At 72.1% G+C, this 23,588-nt stretch carries 27 protein-coding genes; 13 read left to right on the top strand and 14 right to left on the bottom strand.

Features of this window, described 5'->3' with window-relative positions; all coding sequences use genetic code 11:
* Positions 1 to 3 precede the first annotated feature (3 nt).
* On the bottom strand, positions 4 to 1,086 hold the full coding sequence (locus ACTHNQ_RS18975; protein ID WP_440335497.1) for a hypothetical protein: 1,083 nt from the start codon (positions 1,084 to 1,086) through the stop codon (positions 4 to 6).
* Between the two features lie 72 nt (positions 1,087 to 1,158).
* Between ACTHNQ_RS18975 and ACTHNQ_RS18970 the strand changes: the two genes are divergently transcribed.
* Positions 1,159 to 1,503, top strand: coding sequence for a DUF2200 domain-containing protein (locus ACTHNQ_RS18970; protein WP_440335496.1), 345 nt, complete (start codon positions 1,159 to 1,161; stop codon positions 1,501 to 1,503).
* A 1-nt stretch (position 1,504) separates the two neighbouring features.
* On the opposite strand, the gene ACTHNQ_RS18965 is transcribed toward ACTHNQ_RS18970, so the two are convergent.
* The 7 genes from ACTHNQ_RS18965 to ACTHNQ_RS18935 all read right to left on the bottom strand — a co-directional run bounded on the left by ACTHNQ_RS18965 (position 1,505) and on the right by ACTHNQ_RS18935 (position 7,581).
* Positions 1,505 to 2,299 (bottom strand): FAD:protein FMN transferase, encoded by a 795-nt coding sequence (locus tag ACTHNQ_RS18965; protein WP_440335495.1) that lies wholly within the window; start codon positions 2,297 to 2,299, stop codon positions 1,505 to 1,507.
* Positions 2,296 to 2,835 carry an FMN-binding protein gene (locus tag ACTHNQ_RS18960; RefSeq protein ID WP_440335494.1) on the bottom strand — a complete coding sequence of 180 codons (540 nt, stop codon included), beginning with the start codon at positions 2,833 to 2,835 and terminating at the stop codon, positions 2,296 to 2,298. The genes ACTHNQ_RS18965 and ACTHNQ_RS18960 overlap by 4 nt, the downstream gene beginning before the upstream one ends.
* 20 nt (positions 2,836 to 2,855) lie before the next feature.
* Entirely contained in the window at positions 2,856 to 4,280 is a 1,425-nt protein-coding gene (locus ACTHNQ_RS18955; RefSeq protein WP_440335493.1) for a ferredoxin reductase family protein, read from the bottom strand.
* 27 nt (positions 4,281 to 4,307) lie between these two features.
* Positions 4,308 to 4,742, bottom strand: coding sequence for a hypothetical protein (locus tag ACTHNQ_RS18950; RefSeq protein WP_440335492.1), 435 nt, complete (start codon positions 4,740 to 4,742; stop codon positions 4,308 to 4,310).
* Positions 4,743 to 4,832: 90 nt separating this feature from the next.
* Entirely contained in the window at positions 4,833 to 5,852 is a 1,020-nt protein-coding gene (locus ACTHNQ_RS18945) for a sensor histidine kinase (RefSeq protein WP_440335491.1), read from the bottom strand.
* 5 nt (positions 5,853 to 5,857) lie between these two features.
* Positions 5,858 to 6,535: a response regulator transcription factor gene (locus tag ACTHNQ_RS18940; protein WP_440335490.1), complete on the bottom strand. Its 678-nt coding sequence runs from the start codon at positions 6,533 to 6,535 to the stop codon at positions 5,858 to 5,860.
* A gap of 71 nt (positions 6,536 to 6,606) precedes the next feature.
* A complete protein-coding gene (locus ACTHNQ_RS18935; RefSeq protein WP_440335489.1) occupies positions 6,607 to 7,581 on the bottom strand; it encodes a lytic transglycosylase domain-containing protein in 975 nt (324 codons plus the stop codon).
* A gap of 248 nt (positions 7,582 to 7,829) precedes the next feature.
* Here ACTHNQ_RS18935 and ACTHNQ_RS18930 point away from each other — a divergent pair, with 248 nt between their 5' ends.
* A complete protein-coding gene (locus ACTHNQ_RS18930) occupies positions 7,830 to 9,131 on the top strand; it encodes a M18 family aminopeptidase (RefSeq protein ID WP_440335488.1) in 1,302 nt (433 codons plus the stop codon).
* A gap of 49 nt (positions 9,132 to 9,180) precedes the next feature.
* Entirely contained in the window at positions 9,181 to 9,891 is a 711-nt protein-coding gene (locus tag ACTHNQ_RS18925) for an NUDIX hydrolase (RefSeq protein ID WP_440335487.1), read from the top strand.
* Positions 9,892 to 9,898: 7 nt separating this feature from the next.
* Here ACTHNQ_RS18925 and ACTHNQ_RS18920 read toward each other — a convergent pair whose 3' ends face one another.
* Positions 9,899 to 10,477, bottom strand: coding sequence for a DUF2510 domain-containing protein (locus ACTHNQ_RS18920; RefSeq protein WP_440335486.1), 579 nt, complete (start codon positions 10,475 to 10,477; stop codon positions 9,899 to 9,901).
* A gap of 86 nt (positions 10,478 to 10,563) precedes the next feature.
* On the opposite strand from ACTHNQ_RS18920, the gene ACTHNQ_RS18915 reads away from it, so the two are divergent.
* Entirely contained in the window at positions 10,564 to 10,965 is a 402-nt protein-coding gene (locus ACTHNQ_RS18915; protein WP_440335485.1) for a TIGR03618 family F420-dependent PPOX class oxidoreductase, read from the top strand.
* Positions 10,966 to 11,042: 77 nt separating this feature from the next.
* Here the strand turns inward: ACTHNQ_RS18915 and ACTHNQ_RS18910 are convergent, their stop codons facing one another.
* Complete coding sequence (locus ACTHNQ_RS18910; protein ID WP_440335484.1) at positions 11,043 to 11,918, bottom strand: SDR family oxidoreductase; 876 nt, start codon at positions 11,916 to 11,918, stop codon at positions 11,043 to 11,045.
* 110 nt (positions 11,919 to 12,028) lie between these two features.
* Here ACTHNQ_RS18910 and ACTHNQ_RS18905 point away from each other — a divergent pair, with 110 nt between their 5' ends.
* The 6 genes from ACTHNQ_RS18905 (at position 12,029) to ACTHNQ_RS18880 (ending at position 17,173) form a co-directional block, all read left to right on the top strand.
* Positions 12,029 to 12,391, top strand: a complete 363-nt coding sequence (locus ACTHNQ_RS18905) for a winged helix-turn-helix transcriptional regulator (protein WP_026305724.1) — start codon at positions 12,029 to 12,031, stop codon at positions 12,389 to 12,391.
* Between the two features lies 1 nt (position 12,392).
* Positions 12,393 to 12,788, top strand: coding sequence for a nitroreductase family deazaflavin-dependent oxidoreductase (locus ACTHNQ_RS18900; protein WP_440335483.1), 396 nt, complete (start codon positions 12,393 to 12,395; stop codon positions 12,786 to 12,788).
* 359 nt (positions 12,789 to 13,147) lie between these two features.
* Complete coding sequence (locus ACTHNQ_RS18895) at positions 13,148 to 13,771, top strand: dihydrofolate reductase family protein (RefSeq protein ID WP_440335482.1); 624 nt, start codon at positions 13,148 to 13,150, stop codon at positions 13,769 to 13,771.
* The gene (locus tag ACTHNQ_RS18890; RefSeq protein WP_440335481.1) at positions 13,768 to 14,847 is read left to right on the top strand and encodes a DNA glycosylase AlkZ-like family protein; all 1,080 of its coding nucleotides are present in this window, start codon (positions 13,768 to 13,770) and stop codon (positions 14,845 to 14,847) included. Before ACTHNQ_RS18895 ends, ACTHNQ_RS18890 begins: the two co-directional genes overlap by 4 nt.
* 46 nt (positions 14,848 to 14,893) lie before the next feature.
* Positions 14,894 to 15,400, top strand: coding sequence for an N-acetyltransferase family protein (locus ACTHNQ_RS18885; RefSeq protein ID WP_440335480.1), 507 nt, complete (start codon positions 14,894 to 14,896; stop codon positions 15,398 to 15,400).
* Between the two features lie 75 nt (positions 15,401 to 15,475).
* Positions 15,476 to 17,173: a Na+/H+ antiporter gene (locus ACTHNQ_RS18880; RefSeq protein WP_440335479.1), complete on the top strand. Its 1,698-nt coding sequence runs from the start codon at positions 15,476 to 15,478 to the stop codon at positions 17,171 to 17,173.
* A gap of 6 nt (positions 17,174 to 17,179) precedes the next feature.
* On the opposite strand, the gene ACTHNQ_RS18875 is transcribed toward ACTHNQ_RS18880, so the two are convergent.
* The 4 genes from ACTHNQ_RS18875 to ACTHNQ_RS18860 all read right to left on the bottom strand — a co-directional run bounded on the left by ACTHNQ_RS18875 (position 17,180) and on the right by ACTHNQ_RS18860 (position 19,879).
* Positions 17,180 to 17,782, bottom strand: a complete 603-nt coding sequence (locus tag ACTHNQ_RS18875) for a TetR/AcrR family transcriptional regulator (RefSeq protein WP_440335478.1) — start codon at positions 17,780 to 17,782, stop codon at positions 17,180 to 17,182.
* Positions 17,783 to 17,849: 67 nt separating this feature from the next.
* Entirely contained in the window at positions 17,850 to 18,206 is a 357-nt protein-coding gene (locus ACTHNQ_RS18870) for an SPW repeat domain-containing protein (protein WP_440335477.1), read from the bottom strand.
* Between the two features lie 131 nt (positions 18,207 to 18,337).
* Positions 18,338 to 19,366, bottom strand: coding sequence for an LLM class flavin-dependent oxidoreductase (locus ACTHNQ_RS18865; protein ID WP_440335476.1), 1,029 nt, complete (start codon positions 19,364 to 19,366; stop codon positions 18,338 to 18,340).
* A gap of 60 nt (positions 19,367 to 19,426) precedes the next feature.
* Complete coding sequence (locus tag ACTHNQ_RS18860; protein WP_440335475.1) at positions 19,427 to 19,879, bottom strand: MarR family winged helix-turn-helix transcriptional regulator; 453 nt, start codon at positions 19,877 to 19,879, stop codon at positions 19,427 to 19,429.
* Between the two features lie 127 nt (positions 19,880 to 20,006).
* Here ACTHNQ_RS18860 and ACTHNQ_RS18855 point away from each other — a divergent pair, with 127 nt between their 5' ends.
* From ACTHNQ_RS18855 to ACTHNQ_RS18845, 3 genes are all read left to right on the top strand, one after another.
* A complete protein-coding gene (locus ACTHNQ_RS18855; protein ID WP_440335474.1) occupies positions 20,007 to 21,224 on the top strand; it encodes an MFS transporter in 1,218 nt (405 codons plus the stop codon).
* Positions 21,225 to 21,294: 70 nt separating this feature from the next.
* On the top strand, positions 21,295 to 21,786 hold the full coding sequence (locus ACTHNQ_RS18850) for a bifunctional nuclease family protein (protein WP_018172690.1): 492 nt from the start codon (positions 21,295 to 21,297) through the stop codon (positions 21,784 to 21,786).
* A gap of 84 nt (positions 21,787 to 21,870) precedes the next feature.
* Positions 21,871 to 23,265: an FAD-binding oxidoreductase gene (locus ACTHNQ_RS18845; RefSeq protein WP_440335473.1), complete on the top strand. Its 1,395-nt coding sequence runs from the start codon at positions 21,871 to 21,873 to the stop codon at positions 23,263 to 23,265.
* The last annotated feature ends 323 nt before the right edge of the window (positions 23,266 to 23,588 follow it).

Below are 23,588 nucleotides of genomic sequence, written 5' to 3'. Positions count from 1 at the left end.
GCGTCAGGGCAGAAGCCCGAACGCGTCATCGAGCAGCGAGAACAGCCCGATCCCCGCGAACACCAGCCCCAGCGCGATCCAGCCCCAGTGCACGCGTTCGGTCAGGCGGCGACCGGGCGCGGCGACACCGCGCGGCGGACGCACGATCCGCACGTCATGGGCCTCCGCGACCACCCGGGTCTCGCCCAGGCGGTCATCGCGCCACCGCTGCCACTGCTCGATCTTGGCGGTGACTGCCGCGACCGTCTCGAACACCCACTCCCACGTGTCGGGGTCGAGCGTCGACAAGTCGCTGCGCGCGAACAGGATCAGCCGGTCCTCGACGATTTCGACATCCAGCGCGGCCGCCTCATCGACGAAGCGCGCCATCACGTCGGGCGTGAACAGGTACAGGGCATCGCGCTCGTATCCGGCCGGCGCATAGAGCGCGAAATGACGGTCGAAGTCGCCCTCGAGCCGCAGGCGCTGGGCCGGGTCGAGCGACAGCGGGAGGCTCGAGACCCGCAGCGAGTCGTTCGAGGTCGCGTCCAGCACGAGATGCGGCAGCGTCGTGCCGAGGCGGACGGCGGCGAAGCCCCAGCGGTGGGAGCGGCGGTTGCGGCCGCTCCCGGTGGTGAACGTCTGGTTGCCGACCGTGAGGGCGCCGGCATCCGTCACCACATCCCACGCGACTTGACCCTCGCGCGCGCCGAAGATCATGCCGGGCAGATCCAGGCGGCCGGCGACGGGCGTGTAGGTCAGCCCGTTGTCGGCCGCGAAGCGAGACAGCCGCCATTGCCGGCGCCCACTGCGCCGCTCCAGATCCTTCGCGACCGTCACCGCAGTCAGGGCCATCACCCCGACCGCCAGGCCGATCGCACCCACGGCGACCACGACGTCGTCGGGAGTCACCTGGCCCGTGCCGAGCAGCAGCCAGGCGAAGAACCCGGCGAGGAGGGCCGACGACACCGCGAGGGCGGCGTTCGGCCACCAGATCGCGTGCAGAGGCCCGCGGATCCTCGTCGGAAGTGTTTCACGATAAGCGGTGAGCCCGACGTCATCGAGCGGCCCCGACAACGCGGATGTGTCGAGGGAGGTCGCCAGCACCCCTCACACGCTAGCGGAGGCGCAGCCCGGCGGCAGGGTGCCTGCCGCCGGGTCCGGGGTTAGCCTGAGGGCATGCACCGGATCTACTCGCTGCCGTTCGCGTCGGTGTACCCGCTCTACGTGACGAAGGTGGAGAAGAAGGGCCGGACGACGGAGGAGCTCGACGAGGTGATCGAGTGGCTGACGGGCTTCGACGACGCGGCCCTCGCGCAGCACCTCGACGAGCAGACCACGCTGGAGGACTTCTTCGCCGATGCCGACGTCAACCCGAACGCCTCGCTCATCACCGGCGTGATCTGCGGCATGCGGGTGGAAGAGATCGAGGATCCGCTCATGCAGAAGATCCGCTACATGGACAAGCTGGTCGACGAGCTGGCGCGCGGCAAGGCGATGTCGAAGATCCTCCGCGGCGCCTGACTCACTCGGCGGCGGCGACGATCTCGACCTCGACGCCGTCCAGCCAGCGTCGCACCCGTCCGTCGTCGGCGACGAGGATGCCGGCGGTGAGCCCCGCCCGCGAGATCCAGCCGAGATCGTCGGGCCCCGCGACGACGGCGGCGGTCGCCCAGACGTCGGCGTGAGCGAGGCTCGCGGAGGTGACCGTCGCCGACGCGACGCCGGTGGCGGGCAGGCCGCAGCGGGGATCGACGATGTGGGCGCCGCGTTCTGCCGTGCCCGATGTCGCGACGGCACCGTCGCGGACCGGGATGGTCGCGATGACCCGCGAGCGATCGGCAGGGTCCACGACCGCCACATTCCACGTCCAGTCGGCGCCGGGTGTCGTGAACAGCTGCAGGTCGCCGCCGGCGTTGATGCCCGCGGCGACGACGCCTCGTTCGGCGGTGAGCGGCGCGAGGTGCCGGCGTGCGACGCGCTCCACCGCCCAGCCCTTCACGTATCCGGTCGGGTCGAACACTCCCGACCACCATGCCGTGAACAGCCCGCCGGTGTCGGCCGAGGCGTGCGCGCACGCCTCGGCGACCTCGGCCACCCAGGGCGACGCATCCTTCATCGCCAGCTCGCCGCGGGCCATCCGCAGGATGTCGGAGTCGTCCCGGTATGGCGAGAACACGTGGTCGGCTTCGCGCAGTTCGTCGAAGCACGCGGCTGTCGCGCGCGCGAACGCGGCAGGCTCGACGTCGCCCACCACGTGCACGCTGATCGCCGTGCCCATGATCTGCGCCACCTCGACGTGGCGTCGTGGTCGGGTCATGAGCTCGCCTGGTCGATGGCGCTCTGCAGCGAGGTCAGGTAGCCCCGGCTCGTGTACGTCGCGCCCGACACCATGTCGATGTCGGCGGACTGCGCGTCGGTCGTCTCGGAGATCAGCGTCGGGAGCGCTCGGGCGTTGATCTGCCGGTCGCGCGGATTCGTCGACGGGTACTCGGGCACCTGCACGTCGGTGATCGCGCCGCCAGTCACGGTGATCTGCACCTGCACCGGGCCGAAGCGGGTGTCCGCCGTGCTGCCGGTGTAGGTGCCGTCGCGCAGCCCCGAGGACGAGGTGGATGCCGCACCTGCCGAGGTGTCGGCGGCACCGGCCCCCGTGCCGGTCGTGCCCGTGCCGGACGATGAGCCGGTGCCCGACGTCGATCCGTTCCCGGACGTCGAGGTGCCCGACGTCGACGAATCCGACGTGGTGGCGCCGGCCGCGACGGGCACGATGGCATCGACGTGCGACGTTCGGTAGCTGAACAGCAGCACGAGACCGCTGACAGTGGCCAGGACGGCGTACAGGATCTTCTTCATCGCGGGGCTCCTGATCGGTCTCAGACGGCGAACGATTCGGTGTGGATGCGCGCGGGCGTGACCCCGGCGGCGCGGAGATCGCGGACGACGGCATCCATCCATGCCGGAGGTCCGCACACGAACACGTCGTACTCATCGATGTCCGGCGCGAGGTGCCGGATCACGTCGGGTCCCCTCCAGGCGGCGTGCGAGGCCGGCAGCCATGACGCGCCCGCGTTCGCCGGCCCGCTGAGGGCCGAGCGAGGCCCGTCGAGCGGCGCGTGGCGTACGCCGCGGGCGCGCACCAGCGCGTCGATCGCCGGACGGCGCAGCGCGGCCTCGGGAGCCGAGTCGCGGGTGACGAGTGTCGCGTCGCCGGGCGCGTACGGCTCGGACTCCAGCAGCGACACGAGCGGGGCCACACCGGCGCCGGCGCCGATCAGCAGCAGCTTGCGGCCTCGGCGCTCGGCACCGGTCATGCGTCCGTAGGGACCCTCGACCAGCACCCGCGTCCCCGGCCGGAGGCCGGCGAGCCTGGCGCTGCCGTCGCCGACGACCCGGGCAGAGAGCTGCAGCTCGCCGCCCGGTCGTGCCGACAGCGAGAAGGGGTGCCCGCGGGTCCAGCCCGGCCCGTCGAGGAAGCGCCAGACGAAGAACTGGCCGCCGCGTGCGGCAGGGGTGGACCGCCCGCCGCGTACGCGGACCGTGACGCCGTGCGAGCCGTCGTTCTCGACGGCGACGACACGCAGGTCGTGGCGCCAGGACCGCGCCAGCGGCAGCGCGACCCGGTAGACGACGACCGCCGCAGCCGCGAGCGCCCAGAGCGTCCACCAGTACACGGCGGCCCACGGCGTCGCGGTGAAGTCGGCGCCCGCCCACAGCTGGTGCGGGAGCGCGAGGCCCACGCCGACGTACGCGTAGAGGTGCAGCAGGTGCCACGACTCGTACCTCAGCCGGCGCCGGGCCCGGCGGATCGAGGTCACCGTGACGCCGATGAGCAGGAGTGTGCCGGCTGTCGCGAGCAGCATGCCGGGATAGTCCCAGACGAACTCCCACAGCTGCGCGAACGGGTTGACCCCGGCGACCAGCGCGTAGCCGGCCACGAGCAGCGCGATGTGCGCCAGCATCAGCCAGAAGGACCAGAACCCCACCAGGCGGTGCATGCGGGTCAGGGCGTCACGCCCGAAGCCGCGCTCGAAGATCGGCACGCGGGCCATGAGCAGCACCTGATACAGCAGGAGGTTCGATGCGACGAGTCCGCACAGGCGCCCGGCGGCGGAGAACGCCTCGCCGCCGCCGGCGAGGACCGCGTCGACTCCGCCGCCCGACACCCACAGGGCGGCGACGAACAGGCTCGTGAGCCAGACGACGACGATGGCGCCCGCGTTCCAGGCGGCCGCGCGCCGGCCGCCTGCCGGCACGAACGGGCCGGCCTCCGCGGCCGGTGAGGGGGCGATCGACGTCATGTCAGCTTCTTCCGTGGGGCGGCGCCGTCAGGAGCCGTCGGTGCCCATGCCCGAGTCGGAGTCGGAGTCGGAGTCGGAGTCGCCGTCCTGATCGCCGTCGCTCCCGGGGCCGCCGTGGCGGAATCCGTCGCGAGGACCTCCCTGACGCCCCGAGTCGTCTCCGGGGGCGCCGGGCAGGTCGCCCGGTCGGTCCCAGCCGGCCGGGACCGCGGGCATCCGCGTGCTCGCGGCCGCCCAGCCGGCGCCGAAGCCGCCGCCGAGGAGCAGGACGACGGCGACCGCGGCACCGGCGACCTTGACCCCCGTGCGGCGCAGGAACGGCTTCGTGCCGGTGGACGGGGCGCCCGGCGCGGGTGCACCGGAGGGGGTGGCCGGACCGGGCGCGGGCGGCTGCGGGGGAAGGGCGGCGCCGGCCTCGGCCGGGGCGTCGGTCGGAGTGCTGTCAGGAGTGCTGTCGGACATGGCACCACCGTCCCGTGGCGGTTCCAAGACGAAGCAAAGAGTCGGCCGATCTGGGCATCCTCATAACTTCGCGGGAGGATTCGCCCAGGCTCAGCGCGGGCTCGAGTGCCGGTCGCCGGGCAGGTCCAGCAGGAACGTCGTGCCCTCGGCCGAGGTCGCCTCGACCCGCACCGACCCGCCGAACCGCGTGGCGATGTCGCTCACGAGCGCGAGGCCCAGCCCGAATCCGCGGCGCCCGTCGGGGTCGGGGACGTCATCCGAGCGGGCGAAGCGCTCGAACAGCCGCTCCGGGTCGATCCCGACGATGCCCGGGCCCTGGTCTGACACGCGCAGCTCGACGCGGCGCCCGGCCGCACGCCCGCTCACCGCGACGGTCGAGCCGGCCGGCGCGTACCGCACCGCGTTGTCGAGCAGCGCGATGAGGGCGCGGGTGAGCGACGTCTGGTCCGCGCCCACCTCGAGCGAGGGGGATGCCTCGGCAGTGAGTGTCACACCGCGCTCGGCTGCACGCGGCTCGATGACTGCGATCGCGTCGCGGGCGGCGTCCGCGACGGTCGCCGTGGCGGTGGCGTCGCCCGGTCGGGCGCCCGCGGACTCGGCGCTGACGAGCAGGTCGGTGAGGACGGCATCCATCACCGCCGCATCATGCCGCAGCTGTGCGAGCACCGTGTCCACGTCTCCGCCGCGATCGGCGCGGTGCTGGGCGAGCTGGATGCGGGCGCTCAGAGTGGTCAGCGGCGTGCGAAGCTCGTGGCTCGCGTCGGCGACGAACCGTCGCTGCACCTCGAGCGCGTCGGCGAGCGGTCGCGTCGCCCGTCGCGACACGTACCAGGCGACGAGGCCGAGCGCGACGACGCCGAGGAGTCCGACGAGGATCGCCACCGGCACGACGTCGTCGACGTCGACGACCTGCGGGCCCGGTCCGCCATCGCCGTCCCCGTCGAACCCGTGCGGCGGGCGATGCTCGGGCCGCGCCGTCGTGAGGAGCACCGACACGATGACGCTCGTCACGATCGCGACGACCGCGGCCGAGGCGGCACCCACCCACACGCCCGTACGCACCGCCGCCTGCTGCACGCGCCGGCGGTCGGCGGCCGTCGCGGCATCCACTCTTCTCATCGGGGCTCACCGCTGCGGTAGCCGCGGGCGCGCACGGTCTCGATGATCTCGGGGGTCGACTTGCGGCGGATGTAGTGCACGTAGGTGTCGACGGTGGCGGCCGAGCCGCCCGGGAAGACGCTGTCGAGGATCTCGTCGCGCGTGAACACGTGCTCGGGGCTCGAGGTGAGCAGCTCGAGGAGCTCCGTCTCGACCTGCGTGAGCGCGATGCGGCCGTCCGCGGGGGAGTACAGCGCCTGCGACGCGGGCGTGAACAGCCAGTCGCCCAGTTCGCGGCGGTCTCCGGCGCCGCGCCCGCGCCGGAGCGCCCGCAGCCGCGCCCGCAGCTCGTCCACGTCGAACGGCTTCACGAGGTAGTCGTCGGCGCCCGCATCCAGTCCGCTCACGCGGTCCTCGACGGCGCCGAGCGCGGTGAGCATGAGAGCAGGCGTCGCGATGCGGGCGGTGCGCACGGCGGCGATGAGCTCCACGCCCGACAGTCCCGGCAGCCGGCGGTCGACCACCATGACGTCGTAGCGTCGCCCCAGCGCCAGTCGCAGTCCCTTTTCGCCGGTCGTCGCGTGGTCGACGCGGTACTCGTCGCCGAGCAGCTCGACGACGATCTCGGCGATCTCGGTCTCGTCCTCGACGTACAGCAGCCGGGGAGCGGCGGGCGGGGACGACGAAGGGGGCACGTCCCCAGTATGGACGTGCCCCCTCCGAGTGAGACGGGTTGCTCCTGTAGAGCGTCTCTGAGACTGGTGTGTCAGTACCAGCCGGTCGACTGCGAGTGACTCCACGCGCCGCACGGCGTGCCGTAACGGCCCGAGATGTAGCCGAGGCCCCACGCGATCTGCGTCGCCGGGTTGGTCTGCCAGTCGGCGCCGTACGCGCCCATCTTGCTGCCCGGCAGAGCCTGGGGGATGCCGTAGGCGCCGCTCGGGTTGGACGCGTTGTAGCGCCAGCCCGACTCCTTGTTCCACAGAGACACGAGGCACGCGAACTGGTCGTCGCCCCAGCCGTAGCCGGCGATCATCCCGCGGGCGGTGGCCTGGGCCTCGCCGGCGCTGGTGCCGCTGGCGGCGTACTTCGGCGCCGGGGCGGCGGTCGAGCCGCCCGACGACTTCTTCGGAGCCGCCGCCTGAGCCGCCTTGGCCTTCTCGGCGGCTGCCGCAGCGGCAGCCTCGGCCTCGGCGCGGGCCTTCGCCTCCGCCTCCTGCTGCGCCTTCAGGGCGACCGCGGCGTCGAGCTTGCCGCGGAGGCCCGCGGCCTGCTCGCTGACCGAGGCGGTGAGGCTCGTCACGTTCGCGGTGAAGTCCTCGGCGTACATCGCCGGGAACGCCTGCGCACGCTGCAGCTGCTCGACCGCGGTCTGCAGCGCCGTCGTGTCGACCGTGGTGTCGGGCGTGCCGACGTCCAGGCCCGATGCGGCGATGTCGGAGGTTACGGTCGAGGCGGTCGTCATGGCGGCCGTGGCAGCGGAGACGGCGGCGTCGGCGGTGTTCGGGGCGTCGGCGCCCGCGATGTCGGCGGTGATCGGAGTGGAGTACGACGCGAGCGCGAAGTCCGGCTGCGAACCGGATGCCGAAGCCAGCGAGGCGGGGGCCGCGGTGGTGAAGCCGGCGGTGGCAACCAGGCCCAGAGCGAGGGTCGCGACGATCAGGACGGGCCGGCGTCGAAGTCGGCGTTCCGCACGGCGGAGCGTGCGACGGGCGGGCAGGAAGGTCGTGTGGGTGCGCATGAAAAACCGGGTTCCGTATCAGCGAGATGCGCCATCGGGAGGCGCTTCGTGACCGTTCGGGCGGACACAAGTCCCCGAGTCTTGCCATGCTTTCTGGACGGTTCCGGTGCGTTACCTGAACGTTACATGTGAGGCCCTCTGTCGAAAAGGCCAGATCGGGAGCCGCTGTGTCGACGTGCGGGAAGCCTGGGAACCCCCTCCGAACTACGATCGGAAGACCGTCCGCACCCGATCGAGGAGGCTCACCCGTGCCTGTGACCGACCCCGCCGTTGCCGCATCCGCCGCCGTCCACGCCGATGACCTCGCGGCGTTCGTCGCCGCCTCGCCGTCGAGCTTCCACGCCGCGTCGGAGGTCGCCCGCCGCCTGCAGGAGACGGGGTTCACGCGGCTCGACGAGGAGGAGGGGTGGCCCGCTCCCGCGGGCGGGAAGTACGTGGTGGTGCGCGACGGCGCGGTCATCGCGTGGGTCGTGCCGTCTGGCGCGACGGCGTCGACCCCGGTGCGGATCTTCGGCGCGCACAGCGACTCCCCGGGGTTCAAGCTCAAGCCCAAGCCGACGACCGGTCGCCTCGGCTGGCTGCAGGCGGGCGTCGAGATCTACGGCGGACCGCTGCTGAACTCGTGGCTCGACCGCGAGCTGCGCCTCGCGGGGCGGCTGGTGCTCGACGACGGCACGACCGCGCTCGCGGCGACCGGCCCGCTGTTGCGGCTGCCGCAGCTGGCGATCCACCTCGACCGCGAGGCGAACGACCACCTCGCCCTGCACAAGCAGTCGCAGACGCAGCCGGTGTGGGGTCTGGGCGAGGCGGACTCGGCCGACCTGCTGGCGGAACTCGCGCGCGAGGCCGGTGTCGACGCGGCGCGCATCCGGGGCTACGACATCGTCACCGCCGACGCCGCGGCCGGTGCGCGGTTCGGGCTCGACGACGTGTTCTTCGCCTCGGGGCGGCTCGACGACCTCGCCTCGGTGCACGCCGGGGTCGTCGCGCTGGAGCGCGCGGCGGAGGGGTATGGCGCCGCCCACATCGCGATGCTCGCGGTGTTCGACCACGAAGAGGTCGGCTCGGGCACCCGCTCGGGCGCCGCCGGCCCGTTCCTCTCGGACGTGCTCGAGCGGCTCTGGCTGTCGCTCGGCGCCGACCGCGAACAGCAGCTGCGCTCGCTGGCGGCCTCGTGGTGCGTGTCGAGCGATGTCGGCCACTCGGTGCACCCGAATTACGCCGACAAGCACGACCCCGTCGTGCAGCCGCTGCTCGGCTCGGGGCCGATCCTCAAGATCAACGCCAACCAGCGGTATGCCACGGATGCGCCCGGCGCCGCCGCGTGGAACGCCTGGTGCGCCGCCGCGGGCGTCACGAGCCAGGAGTTCGTGTCGAACAACGCGGTGCCGTGCGGGTCGACGATCGGTCCCATCACGGCGACGCGGCTGGGGATCCGGACCGTGGACGTCGGTATCCCGATCCTGTCGATGCACTCGGCGCGCGAGCTCGCAGGGGTCAGCGACCTGTGGGACCTGAGCCGCGTCGCGGAGACGTTCTTCCGCGGCTGAGCTCGCCGTTCCCGCCCGCGGTGTCGGCGCGCGGGCGTAGCCTGAACGGATGCCGCACACGACCCCCGAGACGGCGCTCGGCGCCCGCGCCCAGCTCGCGGCGTTCGCCGAGGCCTCGACGGGTCCGCTGGTCCGGCTTCCGGCGCCGGCCGAGCCGCGCCCCGCTGCCGTGCTGATGCTGTTCGGGGTGCTGGACGGTCTGCCGAGCGATCACGATGCGCAGGCCCGCGCGGTCTCGCGCGACCTCGACGTGCTGCTGCTGTCGCGGGCGCCCACGCTGCGGGCGCACGCGGGCGAGGTGGCGTTCCCGGGCGGCCGGCTCGACCCCGGTGACGACGGCCCCGTGGCCGCGGCGCTGCGCGAGGCGCAGGAAGAGACGGGCCTCGACATCACCGGTGTCGACGTGCTGGGCGCGCTCTCGGCCATCCCGCTCGTGTACTCCCAGCACCTCGTGACGCCGGTGCTGGGGTGGTGGCGGCATCCTTCACCCGTCAGGGTCGTCGACGAGGCCGAATCGGCCGATGTGTTCCGCGCTCCGGTGGCCGATCTACTCGACCCCGCGAACCGCGGGGTCACGGTGATCCGGCGCGACGGCCAGGAGTGGCGGGGGCCGGGATTCCACGTGCGGCATATGTCCGGCGATCACCTCGTGTGGGGGTTCACCGCGGTGCTGCTGGACGGGCTGTTCGACCGCCTGGGCTGGACCGAGCCGTGGGACGAGCGCCGGGAACTGCCGCTCGCCCCGCGCTACCGGGAATGAGCGGCGGTCAGCGGTAGCGGTAGTGGTCGGCGCTGGAGCGCACCCACGTCGCGAAGCGCTCCGCGGCCGTCTCGTACCCGGGCGAGAAGGGCGCGGCCCACACCTGCGTCGCCCCGGCGATCACCAGGTGCGGCAGCGCGCGGTCGATCACGCGGTTGAGGGTGCGCGGCGTGATCGGGCCTGCGGGGCCGTAGAGGCGTCGCTCCGCCGCGGTCCGGGTGAACGCCGGGTCTCGCAGCAGCGCATCGCCCGTCGCGACCTGGGCCGTGACCTCGCTCACGGGCTGGCTCAGGTCTCCGAAGTGGATCCACCGCCCGTCGACGACGACGCCCGCGAACTCCTGCTCCTGCCCGCTGTAGCGCACGTCGCGCGTCCACTTCCGGCCGTCCCACCAGCGGGTGCGGCCGCGGCCGTCGTCGTACCAGCCGGCCTTGGCCGGGCCGCTGCCTGCGGGACCGGCATCCGTCCGCAGTTCGATGTCGGCCTCGCGCAGATCGATGAACTGCTCGGTCCACTTCGTGCCGTCCCACCAGCGCTGTTTGCCGGTGCCGTCGTCATACCACCCGGGTGCGGGCTGCATCGCCATGGTCCGAGGGTAGTTCGTGACGGGGCCGGGCGGTCGGATCGCCGGGATCGGCCCCACCCCCTCCCGGCCACGGCAGACTGGGGGCCATGCCTTCGATCGACGAACTCGTCCCCGCCGACCGCCGCCACCTGCTGGAGCTGCCCGTCTATGGGCATCTCGGCACGATCCGCCCGAACGACACCGCGCAGGTGAACCCGATGTGGTTCGAGGTCGTCGACGGCCAGGTGCGCTTCACCCACACCAACTATCGCCAGAAGTACCGCAATCTGCAGCACAACCCGTCGATGGCGCTGTCGATCATCGACCCGGAGCAGCCGTTCCACTACCTCGAGGTCGCGGGCCGGCTGGTCGAGGTGATCCCCGACCCCGAGGGCGAGTTCTACGTGCGCCTGCAGAACCGCTACGGCAACCCCAGCACGACGCCCCCGCGCGACAAGGCCGACCGCGTGATCCTGGTGATGGCGGTGGACCGGGCGACGGCGCAGTGATCCCGTCGCGGGAATGAGAGGGAGGGATGCCGCACGCTGCGGCATCCCTCCCTCTTGACTGCGGTGACCGGCGCGGATCAGGCGTCGACCCGCGCGGCGGCGACAGCGGCGCGGAGCCCCTCGGCGACCGGCGTGGTGGGGCGGCCCAGCAGGCGCGCGAGAGTGGGGTCGGCGTCTGCGAGGACGCCGCGGGCGATGCCGTCCTCCATCTCGGCGACGAAGCCGACCGTTCCCGCGTCGAGGCCCGCCTCGGCGAGGGCCGCCTCGAACTGCTCGCGCGACACCGGCACGTAGGCGACGTCGCGGCCGAGGGCCTCGGCGGCGGCAGCGGCGAGGTCGGCGTACGACACCGCGGTGTCGCCCGACAGCTCGTACGTGCTGCCCACGTGGCCATCCTCGATGAGGACGACGGCGGCGGCCTCGGCGTAGTCGGCGCGGCTCGCGGTGGCCACGAGGGCGTCGCCGACCGAGGCCGCGATCACGCCGGTGTCGGCGGCGCGCAGCGCGTCGGGGGTGTAGTTCTCGGTGTACCAGTTGTTGCGCAGCACGACGGCGGGGACGCCGCTGGCGGCGAGGTACTCCTCGGTCGCCTTGTGCTCGGGGGCGAGCACGAAGTCGATGGTGTCGGTGTGCGCGAGGCTCGTGTAGACGAGCTTGGCGACACCGGCCGCGGCGGCGGCGTCGATGACGTTCTTGTGGCCCTCGAACCGCTTGCCGACCTCGGTGCCCGAGATGAGCAGCACGGTGTCGACCCCGTCGAGAGCGGCGGCGACGGTCTCGGGCACGGTGTAGTCGAGTGCGACGACGCGGATGCCGCGCTCTTCGAGGTCGGCGACCTTGGAGGGCGTGCGGGCTCCGGCGACGATGTCGGCCGGTGCGACGCCGCGGTCGAGGAGCGCGTCGATGACGAGGTGGCCGAGCTGTCCGCCGGCGGCGGTGACGAGGATGGTCATGAGGGTCCTTTCGGTGGGGAGCCGCGCGTCGCGCGCTCACCGACGCCAACGTCGGGTTCGAACGTGAACATTCCAGCCAGCGGGTACCCACTTTGAGGTAAGGTACCTACGTGGCGGTCAGTATTGCGGAAATCCGGGCAAAGGTTCCGGGAGCTTTCGACGAAGCGTGTCCGACGCGCGTCGTGCTCGACCACGTCATGAGCAAGTGGGGCGTGCTCGTGCTGGTGGCCCTCACCGACGGCACGTCCCGCTGGGGCGAACTGCGCCGTCACGTCGACGGCATCAGCGAGAAGATGCTGGCCTCGACGCTGCGCACGCTCGAGAAGGACGGATTCGTCGCACGGACCTCGTACCCCGAGGTGCCGCCGCGCGTCGAGTACTCGCTGACGCCCCTCGGCGACGAGCTCATGGAGCGGATGATGCCGCTCATGGAGTGGATCGGCTTTCACGCGCGCGACATCGTGAGCCGCTGAGATGTCCGGCGCCGACCGCACGCCCGGGCCGTCGCAGGCGGCGCAGCGCGCGTTCGCGCCCGTCGCGAACGCCCTGGCCGGGCGCCGGTGGTTTCCGCTGTGGGCGGTCGTGCATCACCGTGGACGCAAGAGCGGCACCGCCTTCGACACCCCGGTCGCCGTCGTGCCGACGACGGACAGGGCGACGATCCTGATCGGGCTGCCGTGGGGTGCGCACACGAACTGGGCCCGCAACGTCGTGGCCGCAGGCGGGGCGACCCTCACGTGGCGCGGCGGCGAGGTCGCCACGACCGCGCCCCGCATCATCGAAGGCGCCGAGGCGACAGCGCGCGCCAAGCCGCTCTTCCGTTTCGTCGTCCGCCGGATGCCGGCGGCCCTGGTGCTTCGGCGCGCCTGAGCGGCGCAGCGCCGGTTGGAGGGGCGGCGCATTTCGCGGATGTGTCACGGCGGTTCGCTTCTGCTCAGCAGTCCCTCAACGCCCGCGACCGTCCCTGTTGCGGCTTGTAGCCTGGCCCCGCACACCCGAGGATGTCGTGAGCCGAGCTTCGGGTGGATCCTCCAACCGCCTTCGGGGGAACGGTTCCAGCATCGCACCCGCGCTCCGTTCGCCGGGGTCCGGTGTGCACTGCCCCTCCCGCGGAACTCCCACACATTCCCGCGGGAGGGGCAGCCGCAGGCCGCCGAGGGGCTGTCGCTCTGTCGGATGCCGGCACTAGCGTGGGGCCGGAACGCCGAAGCTCTCGCACGGAGGTGTGCATGTCATCCGTCGTCGCCACGATGTCGATCTCGCTCGACGGGATCGGGTCCGGCCACCATCAGACCGAGCAGCGGCCCTTCGGCGATGTGCCCGAGGGGGCGCTTCACCGCTGGATGTTCGAGACGCCCGAAGAGAACCGCCCCGAGATCGACGCGATCGTGGCCGCGGGCGCGTTCATCATGGGCCGCAACATGTTCGGCCCAGTGCGCGGCGAGTGGGACCGGGACTGGCGGGGCTGGTGGGGGCCGAATCCGCCCTACCACCGCCCGGTGTTCGTGCTGACGCATTTCGCCCACGAGCCGCTGGTGATGGAGGGCGGGACGACGTTCCACTTCGTCACCGACGGCATCCACGCGGCGCTCGAGCGGGCCAAGGAGGCTGCGGGCGACCTGCCCGTGCACATCGCGGGCGGGCCCACGACCACGAACGAGTACCTCGCGGCCGGGCTCGTCGACGAGCTGGCGCTGCAGGTCTCGCCCAGCATCCTCGGCGACGGTCTGCGGCTCTTCGACGGCGTCGGCCCGCTGCGGCTGGAGCAGATCGCGGGCCGCTCGACATCGCTCGTCACGCACGTGCGGTACCGCGTGCTGCCCGCCGAAGAGACGACCGCGAACGCATCGTGACGCCGCATGAGCTCACCCGCGACCAGGCGCGCAGGCTCGTCGTGCGCGCGCAGCTGCTCGACGCGGACCGGCCCGGCGACGTCGTCGAGGTCGCGGAGCAGCTGACGTACATCAAGATCGACCCCACGGCGACGATCGCCCCGTGCGAGCAGACCGTGCCGTGGTCCCGCATCGGCTGGTCCTACGAGCCCGGCCAGCTGCGCAAGGCCGCCGAGCAGGACCGTCTGCTGTTCGAGTTCGACGGCGCCTTCCGTCCCATCAGCCTGCTGCCGCTGATGCTCCCCGCGATGCGCACGTGGCCGCAGCGCGAGAGCAGCAGGCGGTGGCTCGAGGCGAACGCCGTGTTCCGGAGCGAGGTGCTCGCCCGCCTGCGCGGCGAGGGCCCGCTGCTCGCGAGCGACATCCCCGATACCGCGCAGGTGAGCCGTGCCCCCGACGGCTGGTCGGGTGCCAATCAGGTGCCACACATGCTCGACTTCCTGCTGCGGCAGGGCGAGGTCGCCGTCGTCGGCCGCGAGGGGCGGCATCGGCGCTGGGACCTCGCCGAGCGCGTGTACCCGAAAGACCTTCCCGAGTACGGCGACGAAGAGGCCGCGCGGCTGCTCTCGGAGCGGCGGCTGCAGGCGGGCGGTGTCGCGCGAGCTCACTGGTGGTGGACCGGCGTCGCGAAGGATGCCGGCGAACCGGCGCTCGTCGAAGGGGCGAAGTACCGGGTCGATCCCGAGGCGGTCGCCGCCCTGGACGACGACACCGGGGGCCGCGTCGCCTTCCTGAACCCGTACGACAGTCTGCTGTTCGATCGCCGCCGGTTGGAGGAGGTGTTCGAGTTCACGTACGTGCTCGAGCAGTTCAAGCCCAAGCCGCAGCGGGTGTACGGCTACTTCGCTCACCCGATCCTGCTCGGCGACCGCTTCGTCGGGATGCTGGATGCCGAGGTCGACCGGGCGCACGAGGTGCTGCGGGTGAACGCGATCCACGAGTTCCTCCCGTTCGAACCGGAGGAGATGGAGATGGTGCGCGCAGAGATCGCCGATCTCGCCGAGTGGCTCGGCGTGGGCCTCGTCGGGCTGGGCTGAGGCGCCGGGCCTCGGAGCCGGCGCCCGCGGCCGCTACGCTCGACGCGTGAACCCCCGTGTGCTCTCCGCCGACGCCGTCCTCCGCGAGGCCCGTCCGGGGGACGAGCCCGGCATCCTCGCGTGCATCCAGGCACTGGCCGACTACGAGCGTGAGCCGGACGCCGTCGAGAACACCGTCGAGGCGCTGCGGGCGACGCTCTTCGGCGAGACGCCGCAGGCGTTCGTGCACGTCGTCGAGCACGCGGGCGAGGTGGTGGGCATCGCCTTCTGGTTCGTCACCTATTCGACGTGGACGGGTCGCCACGGCATCTGGCTCGAGGACCTCGTCGTGCTGCCCGACCATCGCGCGGCGGGGTACGGCAAGGCGCTCATCGCCTCGCTCGCGGCGGTGTGCCAGGAGCGGGGCTACTCGCGGCTGGAGTGGACGGTGCTCGACTGGAACGAACCCGCCATCGGCTTCTACCGCGCCATCGGCGCCGTCCCGATGGACGAGTGGACCACGCAGCGGCTGACCGGCGGTGCGCTGGCGGCGCTGGGAGCGACGCTGGACTGACATCGGGCCCGCCTCCGGGAATCCTCGCGCCATCCTCACGGTTGCGAGCATCATTGCACCGAAGGGAGCCGACTCATGAACGGACTCGAGGTCACCGTCCTCGTCGGGATCACGGTGCTCACGGGCGCCATCCTCGCGCCGAAGCTGCGCGTCGCGGTGCCGCTGCTGCTGCTGGTCGCCGGCCTCGCACTGGGATTCATCCCCGAGGTGCGCGACATCGTGCTGCCGCCCGAGACGGTGCTGCTGCTGTTCCTGCCCGTGCTGCTGTTCTGGGAGAGCCTGACGACGTCGCTGCGCTCCATCCGCCGCGACTTCCGCGGCATCGTGCTCTCGAGCACAGTGCTGGTGGTGGCCACGGCCTTCGCCGTCGCCGGCATCGCGTGGGCCCTCGGACTGCCCTGGAACGCGGCGCTGATCCTCGGCGCCGCGGTCGCGCCCACCGACGCCACGGCCGTGTCCGCGCTCGGTCGCATGCTGCCGCGGCGCAACTTCATGAACCTGAAGGCCGAGAGCCTCACGAACGACGGCACGGCGCTCGTGCTGTACGCCGTCGCGGTGGGGGTCGCAGTCGGCGGGCAGTACACGCCGCTCGACATCACCTGGCTGGTGCTCGTGTCGTACATCGGCGGAGCGGTCGCGGGACTCGTCGTGGCCGGAGCGGCCTATCTCGTGATGCGCCGTGTGCGTAACACCCTCAACCTCAACATCGCGCTGCTGCTGGTGCCGTTCACGGCGTTCCTGCTCGCCGAGCTCATCCATGCGTCGGGCGTGCTGGCCGTCGTGGTGGCCGGCCTCATCGTGGCGTACATCATGCCCCGCATCAGCACGGCGTCCTCGCGGCGGCAGGCGCAGTGGACGTGGCCGCTCGGCTCGTTCCTGCTGAACGGATCGCTGTTCGTCATCATGGGGTTCGAGGTGCAGGCCGTCGCCCATGAGATCCCGGGACGTGAGATCGGCTGGCTGCTGCTCGTGACGGTCGCCGTGTGGCTCGGACTGCTTGTCACGCGGTTCGTCGTGCAGACGTCGTCGGTGATGGTGATCCGGATGCTGGACCGCAGGCCCTCGCAGCGCCTGAGGCGCACCACCTGGCGCTCGCGCGTGGTGAGTGCAGTGGCGGGCTTCCGGGGCGCAGTGTCGCTCGCGATCGCGCTGTCGGTGCCGCTGACGACGTCGGCGGGCGACGCCCTGCCCGGCCGCGACGAGATCGTGTTCGTGACGGCGGGCATCATCGTGCTGACCTTGCTCGTGCAGGGGCCGCTGCTGCCGTCGGTGGTGCGGTGGGCCCGCTTCCCCGAGGATCTCGGCATGCAGCAGGAGCTCGAGCTCGCCGAGCGGGCCATCACAGGCGCCGCGCTCACAGCGGTCAAGGAGCTCGCCCACGACCACGGCATCAGCGAAGAGACGCGTGACCGCCTCACGCGCGACTACTACGAGTACCTGGAGCGCAACAACGAGCGCGTCCAGGCGCGCCAGCAGGCCGAGGTCGATCGTCAGATCGCGGATCTGGACCGTCGGATCGGCGAGCCGGATGCGCAGGGCGAGGCATCCCTCGACGCCACCACCGTGCTGGTGGCCGCACCCGACCCGCTGCCCTCGCCGCGCGAGCGCGACGAGGAGTACTCGAAGCTGCGCATCGCGGTGCTCGACCGCAAGCGCGAGGTGCTGTACCGCCTGCGGCGCGAGGGCGCCGTGGACGACGCCGTCGTCACGCAGATCCAGACCCGGCTCGACGTGGAGGAGCTGCGCATCACGGGTGTCGAGATCCTGGACTGAACGTCGTCATCCGGCGGGCTCGCGGAGGCCCGCAGAGATGAGGTCCGCGAGCGCGGGCAGGTCGGCCGTGTCGGCGGGGCGGGTCGCTTCGGTGTCGTCCGGGGCATCATCCGCCAGAGGGCCCGGCAGCGCAGGTGTCGTGATGATCGCGACCCACGCCGCCGCGGCCGTGCGCACCCGCAGGGCCGTGATCGGATGCAGGATGCTGGCGCTCAGGACGCGCTCGACCACGGCCTGCAGTTGAGCGCGGTACTCGTGCAGCCGTTCGCGCACCTCCGGGTGCGTCCGGTGCTCGCGCCAGACGATGACGCGGCGCACCGCGGACTGAGCCTGCAGATCGCGCAGCCGCCGGGTCACGTTGAGCAGCGAGCGGGCGGGGTCGCCGTGCGCGATGAGCCCGGACGTGTCGATCGGGTCGAACTCGAGCCGTTCGCCGACGAGAGAACGCAGCAGGTCGGCCTTGGTCGGGAAGTAATAGAACAGCAGGCCCTTCGGCACGCCGGCGAGGTCGGCGATGGCCCCGGTGGGCGTGGCGTCGAAGCCGCGCTCCGCGAAGAGGCGCTCGGCGGCGTCGAGGATCCGTGTGCGGGTCTCGCCGTTGCGGGTCATGAGGGTCCTCTGCAGATGACGGCGGGGACGTCGGTGCGACCGGCGCCCCCGTCTCGGTGCACGGCGTTCAGTGCGGGAGGGAGCGGTCGTGCATGTGCATGGCCGGCCTGACGGCGAGCGCGGCGACGATCACCGCGATCGCTCCGCCGATCCAGCTGACCCATGCGGCGCCGGACTGCATGTCGGCATAGCCGCCGAGCCAGGGCGCGACGAACAGCAGGGCGCCCAGGGCGAGCTGCACGTACTCCATCGCGACCATCCCCGGCATCGCCAGGTTCGCGACGCCTGCGGCTATGAGCAGGACGCCGAGGATCAGCATCCAGGGCATCGAGGCGCCCATCTGCGGCATGACGAATGCGCAGATCGCGGCGACGAGTCCCACAGCGACGGCGACCCAGTCCTCCCAACGCATCCACTTCTTCATTCGAACCTCCTCCTTGCGAGAAGTTGCGGCTCCCGGTCGGGGGTCGATTCCACGCTAGAACTGACTGACCGCCCGGTCAAGAAGGTGCCACACAGTGCCGCCTCGGCGCGCCGGGTGCGGCATCCGGATCCTCAGGCGCGGGTCGAGCGCCAGCCGAGCTCGGGGGCGACGTACTTCGCGAACGATTCGACGACGCGCAGGTTGAACTCGACCCCGAGCTGGCTCGGGATCGTGAGCATGAGGGTGTCGGCCGACGCGATGGCGGCGTCGTCCTTGAGCTGCTCGACCAGCACGTCGGGCGCGGCCGCGTAGGTCTTGCCGAACGTGGAGCGGATGCCGTCGATGATGCCGATCTGATCGCCGTCCTGGCGGCCGCCGAAGTACATCTCCTCTTCGGCGGTCGTGATGGGGAAGATCGAGCGGCTCACCGACACGCGGGGTGTGCCACTGTGGCCCGCCTCGCGCCAGGCCGCCCGGAACGCGTCGATCTGTTCGGCCTGCAGGATGTCGAACGGGCGCCCGTCGGCTGAGGTGAGCAGCGTCGACGACATGAGGTTGACGCCGGTGCGGCCGGCCCATTCGGCGCTGTCGCGGTTGCCGGCGCCCCACCAGACGCGGGAGCGCAGGCCGGGGGAGTGCGGTTCGATGCGCTGCAGGCCCGTGCCGGCGCCGAACGGGGAGTTCGGGTCGCGCTCTGCGAGACCCTCGCCGTCGATGGCGCGCAGGAACAGGTCGAAGTGCTCGCGGGCGATGTCGGCGCCGCGGGGATCCTCGGAGCCGGTGTAGCCGAAGGTCTCGTAGCCGCGCACGACGGATTCGGGTGAGCCGCGGCTGACGCCCAGTGCGAGCCGGCCGCCCGAGATCAGGTCGACCGCCGCCGCCTCCTCCGCGAGGTACAGCGGGTTCTCGTACCGCATGTCGATGACGCCGGTGCCGACCTCGATGCGCTCGGTGCGCGCCGCGATCGCGGCCAGCAGCGGCATCGGCGACGCCTGCTGCCGAGCGAAGTGGTGGACGCGGAAGTATGCGCCGTTCACGCCGAGGTCGTCCATGCCCTGCGCGAGGTCGATCGCCTGCAGCATCGAGTCCGCGGCGGTGAGCTGGCGGCCGCCGCCGAGCGGGCCGTAGTGGCCGAACGAGAGGGTTCCGAATCGTTCCATGTCGTCTGCAACCGTACGCTGGCAGCATCCATTCCGGTGAATGGATGCGGACGACCGGTGTCAGACGGGCTGGACGACGCCCGCCTGCAGCACCTCGACCACGGGCGCGAGCTCCGGCTGCTGCGCGGCCTCGGCGAGTACCCGCGCGAGCGTCTGGTCGTGGATCGGGTGCGCCCGCTCGTACAGAGCGCGGCCCGCGGGGGTGAGCTCGGTGTAGATGCCGCGGCGGTCGTCGGCGCACAGGATGCGCGTGATGAGCGCGCGGTCTTCGAGGCGGTTGACGAGCCGCGTGGTCGCGCTCGGGCTGAGAGCCGTCGCGCGGGCGAGCTGCTGCATGCGCATGTGCCAGCCGTCCTGCCTGCTCAGCGCGTCGAGCACCGTGTACTCGACGACCGAGAGATCGACGGATGCCGCCAGAGCGCGCTCGAGCTCGGCGTCGATGAGTCCGTGCAGCGCGGCGAGCGTGCGCCAGCCCTGCGCGCGCACCTCGACGGCGTCGTCTGCGATGCCCATGGCGTCCTCCTGAGTGATGCCGCGCGGGATCTTTGCTTGCGCAAATATCCAGCGTGTGCAACTATGTATCTCGCTCACGCAATATCCCGCGTGCGCAACTAAACCTCAGTGTAACAGGAGAACCCCCGTGCCACTCGGACTCATCGCCCTCGCCATGGGCGCATTCGGCATCGGACTCACCGAGTTCGTCATCATGGGACTGCTGCCCCAGGTCGCCCAGGACTTCGGTGTGACGGAGGCGGCAGCGGGGTGGCTCATCTCGGGCTACGCGCTCGGGGTGGTGGTCGGTGCGCTGGGGCTCACGGCGGCGACCACGCGCCTGCCGCGCAAACCGGTGCTGCTGGGGCTGGTCGTGCTCTTCATCGCCGGCAACGTGCTGACGGCCATCGCGCCCGACTACGGCCTCGCCATGACGGGGCGCGTGCTGGCCGCACTCTCGCACGGCGCGTTCTTCGGCATCGGCTCCGTCGTCGCGGCGAGCCTCGTCGCGCCCGAGAAGCGCGCCGGCGCCATCGCGATCATGTTCACCGGTCTCACCGCGGCCAACGTGCTCGGCGTGCCATTCGGCACCTTCATCGGCCAGCAGTTCGGATGGCGGTCGACCTTCTGGGTGATCTCGGCGATCGGCGTGCTCGCTCTCGCGGGCATCGCAGCGCTCGTCCCCGCCGCCAAGGGACCCCAGGAGCAGATCAGCCTGCGGCGCGAGCTGCGCGCCTTCCGTTCGACGCAGGTCTGGCTCTCGCTCGCCGTCACCGTGCTCGCCTTCGGCGGCATGTTCGGCGCCTTCACCTACATCGCCTACACCCTCACCGAGGTCAGCGGCTTCGCGGCCGGAGCTGTGCCGTGGCTGCTCGTGCTGTTCGGCGCGGGGCTCGTCGCAGGCAACTGGCTCGGCGGCCGCCTCGCCGACCGCCGCCTCGATCTGACGCTCGTCGCCTTCATCGCCGCACTCGTCGTCGTGCTCGTCGCGTTCGCCCTGCTCGCGGGATCGCAAGTCGCGACCGTCGTCGCGCTCGTGCTCATGGGGGCGTTCGGCTTCGGCACCGTGCCGGGACTGCAGAGCCGCATCATGGACTACGCCGGGGGTGCGCCGACCCTCGCCTCGGGCGCCAACATCGGAGCGTTCAACGTCGGCAACGCGCTGGGCGCGTGGGCCGGGGGCGTCGGCATCAGTGCCGGCCTCGGCTACACGGCCCCCGTGTGGATCGGCGCGGCGATCTCGGCCGCCGGGCTCGTCGTGATGGTCGTCGCGGCGGTCGCCGCCCGCCGCACCCGGGCTGCGGCGCGCACCTCGCGGACCGACGTGCCCGCCACGACGAGCACCGTCCCCGTGCGCGTCGTCTGACGTCGACACATCGACCCGCACGGCGTGTGCACCCCTGTCCGGGTGCGCGCGCCGTGCTTACGATGTGTGCATGGTCCAGGTCCGTGTTGCCGGCGTCGCCCTCGACGCGTCGGGACAGCACGTCCTGCTGCTGAAGCCGGTCGATCAGATGCCGGGCGACGGCTACGTGCTGCCGATCTGGATCGGTCAGCTCGAGGCCACCTCGATCCTCGTCGCCGTCGAGAACGCCGATGTGCCGCGGCCGCTCGCGCACGACCTGATCCGCTCGATCATCCTCGCGCTCGACGCGGTCGCCACCCGGGTCGAGGTCACGCGCGTCGACGACGGAACGTTCTACGCCGAGGTGACCCTGTCGACCGCTCTCGGCGACCGCGTGGTCGACGCCCGGCCGTCCGATGCGATCGCGCTCGCGTCGCGGGTCGGCGCGGCGATGTGGGTCGCCGACGAGGTGATGGCCGAGGCGGGCGTGCCCGATGTGCTCACCGACACCGACGCCGCCGAACGACTCGACGAGTTCAAGAAGTTCCTCGACGACGTCGAGCCCGAGGACTTCGACGGCTGACGTGTATCAGGAGCGGGGGATGCCGCTCCATCACGGGGTGTGCTGCGCAGGGAGCGCAGTCGCACCCCGACCGAAAGGCATCCCATGTCGTTGAACGATCTCGCCATCGACGTCCCTCACGCCGCCGTCGGCGCGGCAGCCGCAGAGCTGCGCGCCGCCCTGGGCGACAAGGTGCTCCTGCCCGGTGACACCGGGTTCGACGCCGCGCGGACGCCGTGGAACCTCGCCGTCGTGCAGAACCCGTTCGCCGTGGCCGTACCGCGCTCGGCGGCCGACGTCGTCGACGTCGTGCGCGCCGCGGTGCTGTCGGGACTGCGCATCGCGCCGCAGTCCACCGGCCACGCCGCCGGAGCGCTCAGTGAGACCGACCTCGCCCACACCGTCATCGTGTCGCTGAAGGGTCTGCGCGGCGTCGAGATCGACGCGGCCGCCCGCACCGCCCGCGTGCTCGGCGGGTCGCTGTGGAACGACGTCCTCGAGGCGGCTGCGCCCCACGGGCTCACCGCCCCGCACGGCAGCGCCGGTGACGTGTCGGTCGTCGGATATCTGCTGAGCGGCGGACTGTCGTTCTACGGACGCGCGTACGGACTGGCCGTCAACACGGTCCGCGCCGTCGAGGTCGTCACCGCCGACGGCACGGTCGTCCGCGCCAGCGCCGATGAGCACGCCGACCTGTTCTGGGCGCTGCGCGGCGGCTCGGGCGCCTTCGGAGTCGTCGTCGCGATCGAGATCGACCTGCTGCCGATCGCCGACATCTTCGCCGGCATGCTGCTGTGGGACGCCTCCCACGCGAGCGAGGTCGCCCACGCCTGGGCGCGCTGGACCCGGACGGCTCCCGAGACCGCCACCACGGCGCTGCGCATCCTGCACCTCCCGCCGTTGCCCGAGCTGCCGCCATTCCTCTCGGGCCGATCGCTCGTGGTGATCGACGGCGCGATCGAAGAGACGGATGCTGCGGCATCCGCTCTGCTTGAGCCGCTGCGCGCCCTGCAGCCCGAGATGGACACCTTCGCCCGGATCCCCGCGCCCGCGCTCGTGCAGGTCCACATGGACCCGCCCGAGCCCTCGCCCGCGGTGACGTGGCACGCGATGCTCGACGAGCTGCCGGCCGACGCCGTGGACGCGTTCGTGGCCGCGGCCGACGAGCCGGGCCTGTTCGTGCATGAGCTGCGCCACCTGGGTGGTGCGCTCAACCGGCGCCCCGAGACCGGCGGCGCGGTGGCCTCGCTCGCGGGCCAGTACGCGCTGCACGCGGTCGCGATGGTGCCGGTGCCCGAGGCGGCTCCTGCGGCGACGGCCGCCGTGCACGCGGCGGTCGACGCGCTCGCCGCCTGGCACATCGACGCGCTCGCGCTCACCTTCATCGACGCGCCCGGCGCCGACCGCACGCTCGGGTTCGGTGCGGCGCGTGCGCGCCTGCGCCAGCTGAAGCTCTACTACGACCCCGCCAACCTGTTCGCCGCGGCGCGTCCGGTCTGACCCGGCGTGGGGGGGGGGGGGGGGGCGGGGCGGCCCCCCCCCCCCCCCCCCCCCCCCCCCCCCCCCCCGCGCGGGGGGCGGCGTGCTTGCTGCGCGTCCGGTTGCTCCAATGGGCCGTGACGAGGTCTGGGTTCTGGGGCGTGGACGCGGCGTGGGCCGACTTGTGCCGCAGGTCCTGGACCGCGAGCGGGCCGCCGGTGCCGTGATAGGCACTCAGCCCCCGCGCGTTGTCCTCCGCGCGCAGGAAGTAGGGCAGGAGGTCCCGGTAGCCCCACCCGGCGCAGCCGTACTCGTCGCGCCAGCCGTCGTAGTCGGCACGGTTG

This window comes from Microbacterium sp. (genome assembly GCF_051953575.1).
Classification (GTDB): Bacteria; Actinomycetota; Actinomycetes; order Actinomycetales; family Microbacteriaceae; genus Microbacterium.
Note: the sequence above shows the minus strand (reverse complement) of the source record. Positions and strands in the feature narration are given on the sequence as shown.

Coding starts and splice junctions, on each gene's coding strand:
- ACTHNQ_RS18865 (WP_440335476.1), bottom strand. CDS start 19,366: ATGGAACGATTCGGAACCCTCTCGTTCGGCCACTACGGCCCGCTCGGC.
- ACTHNQ_RS18915 (WP_440335485.1), top strand. CDS start 10,564: ATGCCTTCGATCGACGAACTCGTCCCCGCCGACCGCCGCCACCTGCTG.
- ACTHNQ_RS18920 (WP_440335486.1), bottom strand. CDS start 10,477: ATGGCGATGCAGCCCGCACCCGGGTGGTATGACGACGGCACCGGCAAA.
- ACTHNQ_RS18900 (WP_440335483.1), top strand. CDS start 12,393: ATGTCCGGCGCCGACCGCACGCCCGGGCCGTCGCAGGCGGCGCAGCGC.
- ACTHNQ_RS18895 (WP_440335482.1), top strand. CDS start 13,148: ATGTCATCCGTCGTCGCCACGATGTCGATCTCGCTCGACGGGATCGGG.
- ACTHNQ_RS18935 (WP_440335489.1), bottom strand. CDS start 7,581: ATGCGCACCCACACGACCTTCCTGCCCGCCCGTCGCACGCTCCGCCGT.
- ACTHNQ_RS18970 (WP_440335496.1), top strand. CDS start 1,159: ATGCACCGGATCTACTCGCTGCCGTTCGCGTCGGTGTACCCGCTCTAC.
- ACTHNQ_RS18925 (WP_440335487.1), top strand. CDS start 9,181: ATGCCGCACACGACCCCCGAGACGGCGCTCGGCGCCCGCGCCCAGCTC.
- ACTHNQ_RS18860 (WP_440335475.1), bottom strand. CDS start 19,879: ATGGGCATCGCAGACGACGCCGTCGAGGTGCGCGCGCAGGGCTGGCGC.
- ACTHNQ_RS18960 (WP_440335494.1), bottom strand. CDS start 2,835: ATGAAGAAGATCCTGTACGCCGTCCTGGCCACTGTCAGCGGTCTCGTG.
- ACTHNQ_RS18875 (WP_440335478.1), bottom strand. CDS start 17,782: ATGACCCGCAACGGCGAGACCCGCACACGGATCCTCGACGCCGCCGAG.
- ACTHNQ_RS18950 (WP_440335492.1), bottom strand. CDS start 4,742: ATGTCCGACAGCACTCCTGACAGCACTCCGACCGACGCCCCGGCCGAG.
- ACTHNQ_RS18845 (WP_440335473.1), top strand. CDS start 21,871: ATGTCGTTGAACGATCTCGCCATCGACGTCCCTCACGCCGCCGTCGGC.
- ACTHNQ_RS18965 (WP_440335495.1), bottom strand. CDS start 2,299: ATGACCCGACCACGACGCCACGTCGAGGTGGCGCAGATCATGGGCACG.
- ACTHNQ_RS18850 (WP_018172690.1), top strand. CDS start 21,295: ATGGTCCAGGTCCGTGTTGCCGGCGTCGCCCTCGACGCGTCGGGACAG.
- ACTHNQ_RS18955 (WP_440335493.1), bottom strand. CDS start 4,280: ATGACGTCGATCGCCCCCTCACCGGCCGCGGAGGCCGGCCCGTTCGTG.
- ACTHNQ_RS18870 (WP_440335477.1), bottom strand. CDS start 18,206: ATGAAGAAGTGGATGCGTTGGGAGGACTGGGTCGCCGTCGCTGTGGGA.
- ACTHNQ_RS18880 (WP_440335479.1), top strand. CDS start 15,476: ATGAACGGACTCGAGGTCACCGTCCTCGTCGGGATCACGGTGCTCACG.
- ACTHNQ_RS18910 (WP_440335484.1), bottom strand. CDS start 11,918: ATGACCATCCTCGTCACCGCCGCCGGCGGACAGCTCGGCCACCTCGTC.